Raw genomic sequence first — 5400 nt, forward strand, 5'->3', positions numbered from 1 at the left:
AACGTTACGTAACGTTTGAATGTTATGACCTAACGTTAGTATGTTAGCCCTAACGTTGCAACCCTAACATTCCTAAAATTTTCTAAAAAGTTCTAAAATCTTCTAAAGCTGTGATATCTGTCACGCTTCATTGGCGCCATTATTTTTGGTGATTTTTGTGGGGAGATCGGCTCTTAGGAACCTTGCAGTTTTTGTGTGATACCCCCTCTGGGCTTTTGTGAGTCCTTGGGGTATTTGGTGGTTACGGCGTAAATTTGTAATCTTATTGAGAGGAAACCTCATAAGCCAGCATAGATAAATACGGAAATTTCCGACTGCGTCTCCAATTCCTTTATTTATCGCTGGTCAGGGGCGACCCCTGAAACCCCAAAAAGCAAAAGCACACAACCATGACAAAGGAGAAACTAACTCGAAACGAGTTCATGCTGTCAGAGAGTCATCAAGCCAAGCTCGATGAACTGGTAGCAAATCACCCAACTATTAACACCAGAGTCGGCATGATTCGGGCGTTGCTTGATGGGGCGCCCATTAAGCAGATCAGAACTGTGCGCCTTGAGCAATCTCAGGTAGGGCAGATCGCCAAGGTTGGCAACCTGCTGAACCAGTACGCAAAGCTTGCTTACACCTATGCCGCTACGGGCAAACCCATTGCAGCCGAGGTGCTACACAGCAAGGTGTCTACAGCGAACAAGCTGCTGTCTGCAATATTGCAAGAGGTAAGGGGCGATGCTGCATAAAGCTATTCGCCAGAGCGCAAGAGCCAAAGCCAAGGGCAGCGCTGGCGGCATTAATTACCTAGCTGGCTACCGCTGGCGACACTCCGCGCCCGAAGTTCTCCGAGGAAATCTGGACGTAACAAGGGAGCTGCTATCTCACGAAGATAACGCCGCTTACACGCATGGCGTGTTGAGCTACGAGGAAAACGCTTTGGATGTTCCTCAGGCCGAGCAAGACTTTGCCATGAACCTCATGGAGGAGACTTTGCTCGCCGGGTTCCCTCCCGGTCACGTTGATGTTGTATGGATTCGCCACGACGACAAAGATTTTGATCATGAGCGTGGGAGTGGGCGCCTTGAGCTGAACTATCACATCGTTAATCGTGACCTTGTCACTGGTAAAAAGATTACGCCATACCTTCACAAGTATGACGTTGACCGCGTAAACCTAGCCAAGCAAATCATCAATGACCGCTTTGGCTACACCTCTCCCGACGACCCAATGAAAGCCAGAGCAATAAACCTCCAAGGGTACGGCAGCGAGCTAAAGGGGGCAGCAAAGAAATTGAATGACTTTGTTATCAATGGCATTGAAACCGAACAGATAGATAGCCGCGACGACATTATCGAAGCCTTGCGTCAACGAGATGACGTTGAGCATGTGGCGCCGAACAAATCTGATACTTACTTAGTAGTGAAACTAAAGGGAGCATCTCGAAACCTAAGATTGAAAGGCATTATTTATGGAAAAGACTTCACCAACCTTGAGCAGCTTCAGCAAAAGCAGACAGACGATGGTCAACGATTTGATCAAGACCGTGGACAGCGACTTGCAGACAACATTAAAGAGCTTCAGCGACTTAACGCAATCCGAGCAGAAAAGCGTTCTAAGTCTATTAAAACAAAGCAAAAAAGAGGTCGAAAGCCTAAGCGTGAAAAGCCTCAACCTGATAGTGAAAAACGCAAACAGCGCATCATCGTCGATGGCGGAGTTACACACTCAAGCACAGTCGATCACAGAGACGCTGGAAGACGCGACGAGCGTCCAGATTACGCAGAGCCTTTACCTCGACAAGTGTCTAATGACAGCACTGATAGCGTCAGGGCTAGGGCTGATAGTAGGGATAGTGATTGGACTGCTTTTACCGTTTTAAATTACTTGGAGCCACCGAAACCAAAACTGAAAAATGAACAAAAACCCGAACACAGTAAAGACCAAGACCGCCCAGACGAGGCGCCTATTAGACCTAGAGAAGTTACTTTCCGAGAGGAACGAGCAAGCAGAGCTGGCTCTGAGCCAGAACACGGAGAACATAGAAGTGATCTGGGAGGCATTCGCGGAATTGCTCGAAGTCTCAAAGAGCTTGCAAGTGGAATCAGAGAAGCAGTCAAAAGTAATTTTGAGCTTATCTCATCAGCTGTTAACAGAACGCTCGGCAAGGGAGGACTTGACGAAAACTATGAGCACCTTGAGCGAAAATGTAGAGAACTTAATAACCTTATTGCAGGAGGCGGGGCGATAACCATTGACCTTAATAGCAGCATTAAAAACACGGTCGATAAATTTACAGAAAACACAGTCAGCGTGGATAATATATTGCCAGAACAACAGGCAAAAAAAGAGGTAGACTCAAAGCCTACCTCTGCATTTTCGCCACCTAAAATTTAATCTGAAAATTCTTCCCACTCATCAAAAAATATTTCTGCTTCCGTTCTAGGTTCTTCTTTTTTCTCGGGCTCTGGCTCGGGCTTATACTTAATAGAAAATACATAACCTAAGAGCGGATTGCCATGTTTTCCCTTGTCTCTTATAGCTTCGTAGGTTACGTCATAACAGCTGTTTTTGTTAATTTCATCAATAGATGGCTTAACTACGCGTTCGGTAAAACCCCTTTTATAAACATGGTCTTGCAGCATCAGTCGGCTTCTTAGGGTTGATAGCCTTATAGGAAAAGAGTCCTCTTCTTTCCCCCCTTTTTGCATTGTATGAGTAATCCAGTGAAAAAACCTGCTACTGTATTTACCTCTGAGTTTGCTCATGGCTTCTAGTTCTATTTTTTTATAACCAGATAAAGCTAAAACATACGGCATAAAGGATTGGGAGAATGTTATTAGTATTTCATTTTCCCCTTCAAATCGGCTTATTTTCTCGATTGGACTTATTCTTTCCTGAACGGGCTTACCGTCCACCTTTCGATTAATTACAATAACTCTGCTTTGCAAGTTTTCCACCGCCATATCGTAGCTATCGTAATTTCTAGTTTTTATACGTGAGGTTTTCAGGGCGTCTGAAATTGGCAATACAATAGTTCGGTATTCGTGAGTCCAAAAATAACTATTGATTAACCTTTGCGTAAGCTTGTTGAAATTCCAAGACTTACCATCATACAGCTCTCCGTGAACTTCTGAGTCCGATAAAAACGGTTCTGTGTCAAAGAGGCTCATCGCCATGAACAAGAGTCTTTGTTCAGCCGCCTGTAAGCCGTATTCTGCAAAGAAAAATTCGTTTTTTAGTTTCACTAGCTTTCCACCGTTTTTTGACGGTGGTGTTATCAAGGATGTGTCGTACATCTTTCCTTTGACGTCCAAAATCATTTCCTGTTTGTTCATTTTTTTATTCAATGTAGATCTTTGAACGCATTTTTTCAAATTAATGTGCTCAAAGTTTCGGTTCTGATAGTTATCAACAGGTAAGTGGTTGTTATTAAAGCTGTTATTATTCTCGGTATTTGTCACAAAAACGGTGTCGAGAGATCACAAAAGCGGTGTCGAGAGATTCACAAAAACGGTGTCGAAAGATTTTTTTGTGGATAACCGCCTCTAGCCCTTACGCAGCAAGGCTTTCAGGGTTTTTTGGGCTAAAAAAGGCGATCACAAAAACGGTGTCAAGAGATCACAAAAACGGTGTCAAGAGATCACAAAAACGGTGTCGATAGATCGCTACAGCCCTTATGTGGCGGGGGCTACAAGCCCCCTTAATACCTATAAGTACCTATTAAATACCTATATAAATACCTATATATAATACCTACTAATACGGCGGTTTAGCGTGTGGATAAGCAAATCATCCACAAGGCGCTACAGCGCATTCTAAGCGATCTTCGAGCTTAAGAGCGGTATAGAGTCGGTTGTAGGGCTTGGAGGCCATCAGAGGCCCCCAGAGCGCGCTTATAGAGCGGATTGGCTTGGCAGGGAAGGGGGGGAGGCGGATCGTTGAAGATCCTCACTCCTCTAATCGAACTTCAAAATGGTCTGGTCAGGAAGCAAGACATAACGTGTCGAGAATAGGAACTCCTCGCCATTCTCCACTGCATCCCACCCCAATACCTCCACATCGCCAATGTAGTCTTTGTGGTTGAGTTTATTGCCTTCAACAGTCCATTTGTCAGTCTGGTTTTTTGTTAAGTTAGGCATACCGTTTGGGTACTCGTAGCTCGTCAGAGTCTGTTTTAGCGTTTGGTCTTTCGCCCATGCCTGAATAAACAGTGCTGCCCATTGTGCCACCAAAGCAAGCTCACATCGGATGCCACGGTCCCAGCTAATCGTCTCTAGCAGGTCTATCATCGCTGCATCTTGCGTTTGCCACTTCTGGGAAGCCCACATACCCAGCTCAAACGCTTGTAGTTGGCCACTTTGCAAATCTTCTTTGATTTTCTTTGTATCTAGCATTTACTGATCCTTGGTGCTGTTGTCTCTGTTCGATTTTTCATCTTCCATCTAATGTTACCCTTATGTTAGTTGGACTGTGAGTCTGCTTTCGCTGCCGTTTTGCGGCGCGGTTTCGGCTTTTTTAGTTGTTCGACCTCTGCACGAACGGTTGATAACTGCTCCTGTAGAGCTTCGTTTTGGGCTGTTAGCTTGCCGTTCTCCTGCTCTCGTGAGCGTAGGTCTTTGTTTGCCTCAGATAGCTCGGCCTTTCTTTCAGTTAGATCGCTTTGAGTGGACTCATGCTTGGTTCTCTCGGTCATCAGATCGCTAGAAACTGCTTGCAGCTCTAGGTTTTGCGAGTGCAAATTTTGCGTCGTTTCTTTAAGCTCTGCGGTCAAGTCTTTGATTTTGCCTTGCTGCTTCTCGGCTTCACCTTCCATTTCAGATACTTGCTTACGTAAAGCATCGATTTGCGCTTGTGCTTCTTTCAAAGAATCTTCTGTCTCCTCACGTTGCACACGCTCGGCTTCCGCTTCGTCGTATGCAGCAGCTTCGTTCTTTTCTGCAAGTTCGATTTGCTCTTGAGCGTTAATCTTCGCGTTCTTCGCTTCCTGTAGCGCATTGTTTAGCTTTGTATCTGCGCTGTGCATAGCCATGTCATAGGCAGCTTTAAACACTCCTTCGAGATTAGCCTTTGCTTGCTCTAAGTTCTCTGCAAGCTCCGTTGGCAAGTCGTAGCTGTTCATCACTGGCACACTGGCTACCTCAGTAGCTGCTTGTGCTGCTTGGCCTTGCGCTAAAAGCTCTGTGTACGTTTCGAAGAGTGTGCTTGGGCGGCCTTTGCCAATGATTCGGCGCAGCGCATTAGCTGTAATCTGCTTGCTTTCCTCTTGAAGTTGCTTTGCTGCATCGAGGACTTCTTGGTCTGAGAATGTTCTTTGATTTGCCATTTTGTTCACCTTTATTGAATGTTTGGTTCCTAACGTTACGTAACGTTTGAATGTTATGACCTAACGTTAGTATGTTAGCCCTAACG

Annotated in this window: 5 protein-coding genes; 2 read left to right on the forward strand and 3 right to left on the reverse strand. The window is 45.2% G+C overall.

Translation table 11 applies throughout. The features are described 5' to 3' along the window. Positions 1-389: 389 nt before the first annotated feature. Together ACJB0T_RS21730 and ACJB0T_RS21735 are read left to right on the forward strand one after the other, a co-directional pair. On the forward strand, positions 390-737 hold the full coding sequence (locus ACJB0T_RS21730) for a hypothetical protein (protein WP_479294732.1): 348 nt from the start codon (positions 390-392) through the stop codon (positions 735-737). Further along, positions 727-2385 (forward strand): relaxase family protein, encoded by a 1659-nt coding sequence (locus ACJB0T_RS21735; protein WP_479294733.1) that lies wholly within the window; start codon positions 727-729, stop codon positions 2383-2385. Before ACJB0T_RS21730 ends, ACJB0T_RS21735 begins: the two co-directional genes overlap by 11 nt. Here the strand turns inward: ACJB0T_RS21735 and ACJB0T_RS21740 are convergent. The 3 genes from ACJB0T_RS21740 to ACJB0T_RS21750 form a co-directional block, all read right to left on the reverse strand. Beyond that, positions 2382-3338, reverse strand: a complete 957-nt coding sequence (locus ACJB0T_RS21740) for a RepB family plasmid replication initiator protein (RefSeq protein WP_479294734.1) — start codon at positions 3336-3338, stop codon at positions 2382-2384. The two genes, ACJB0T_RS21735 and ACJB0T_RS21740, sit on opposite strands and share 4 nt — an antisense overlap. 609 nt (positions 3339-3947) lie before the next feature. Beyond that, positions 3948-4385 (reverse strand): hypothetical protein, encoded by a 438-nt coding sequence (locus ACJB0T_RS21745; protein ID WP_479294730.1) that lies wholly within the window; start codon positions 4383-4385, stop codon positions 3948-3950. 65 nt (positions 4386-4450) lie between these two features. After that, on the reverse strand, positions 4451-5314 hold the full coding sequence (locus tag ACJB0T_RS21750) for a hypothetical protein (protein ID WP_479294731.1): 864 nt from the start codon (positions 5312-5314) through the stop codon (positions 4451-4453). Between the last annotated feature and the right edge of the window lie 86 nt (positions 5315-5400).

The sequence above is a fragment of the Vibrio sp. CB1-5 genome (assembly GCF_059412285.1).